Origin of the sequence: Shimia fortis (assembly GCF_040225985.1) — a bacterium.
In the GTDB taxonomy this organism is placed as follows: Bacteria; Pseudomonadota; Alphaproteobacteria; order Rhodobacterales; family Rhodobacteraceae; genus Shimia.
Window position 1 is genome coordinate 1 of sequence record NZ_JBBPEU010000037.1, and the last position, 1,217, is coordinate 1,217.

Genomic DNA, 1,217 nt, shown 5'->3' on the forward strand with positions numbered 1-1,217 from the left:
TGATCAGCCCCACCTAAGTGGTCCAGTTTGAATGTTAGTGCATGATTGGCCTGGGTTCCATCGGGATGATGGTTTCCGGCGCCGGCGGGCGGTAGCCCAGAGCACTATGTGGTCGTTTGGTGTTGTAGTGTTTCCTCCATTGTTCGATCAGGATTTGCGCCTCCCTTAGCGAGTAGAAGACTTCGCCGTTCAGCAGTTCATCCCGAAGCCTTGCATTGAAGCTTTCGCAATACCCGTTCTCCCAAGGCGAACCGGGCTCGATGTAAGCCGTCCTGGCGCCGACCGCCGCAATCCAGTTTCTCACGGCCTCTGCGATGAACTCAGGGCCATTGTCTGATCGGATGTAAGCAGGGACACCGCGCAGGATGAACAGGTCCGTCAAGGCATCGATGACCTCGGTCGAGTTCATCTTGCGTTTCACTCGGATCGTCAGGCATTCCCGGCTGTGCTCATCCAGGATGTTCAGAGTTCGGAATGCCTTCCCGTCATCTGTCCGGTGGTGCACGAAGTCATACGACCAAACGTGGTCGCGATACTCAGGCCGGAGCCGAACACACGACCCATCGTTCAGCCAGAGCCGTCCTCTCTTCGGCTGTTTCATTGGAACCTTCAGCCCCTCCCGTCGCCACAGTCGTTCGACACGCTTATCGTTCACCAACCAGCCTGCGTCTCTGAGCAAAGCTGCGATCCGGCGGTAGCCGTACCGACCATACTGGCGCGTCAGCTCGATCATGTCGGCCACCAGACGCTCTTCATCAGCACGCCCAACTGGTAGTCGCCTCTGTGTGGAGCGATGCTGCCCCAGGACACGACAAGCTCGACGTTCTGAGATGTGGAATTGGCTTCGCACATGATCAATGCAGGCTCGGCGACGTGAAGGGCTCAGTAGTTTCCCCGTGCAGCCTCCGATAGGATCAGCTTGTCCAGCGTCAGGTCCGACACGGCTCGACGCAGCCGGTCATTCTCCTTCTGAAGCCTCTTTAGCTCCTTCAGTTGGTCGGTTCCCATTCCACCATATTGCTTACGCCAGCGATAGAACGTCTGTTCTGTAATCTGCACCTGTCGGATGGCATCGACGCGCGGCATTCCCTGCCCACACAGCACCTCAACCTGCCGTAACTTCGTGACAATCTCTTCCGGCTTGTGTCGTTTGATTCCCATGTTTGATCCTCCGTTTCCCAACTATAGGGGCGGACCACTTCAGTGGGGGAGGATCA

The 1,217-nt window shown here is 57.0% G+C and carries 1 protein-coding gene; it reads right to left on the bottom strand.

The window, feature by feature from the left end; all coding sequences use genetic code 11:
* Positions 1 to 34: 34 nt before the first annotated feature.
* A protein-coding gene (locus tag WNE31_RS18385) for an IS3 family transposase (RefSeq protein ID WP_349981394.1) occupies positions 35 to 1,161 on the bottom strand; the annotation gives its coding sequence in 2 pieces (ribosomal slippage) (positions 35 to 897 and positions 897 to 1,161; 1,128 coding nt in all).
* Positions 1,162 to 1,217: the final 56 nt, after the last annotated feature.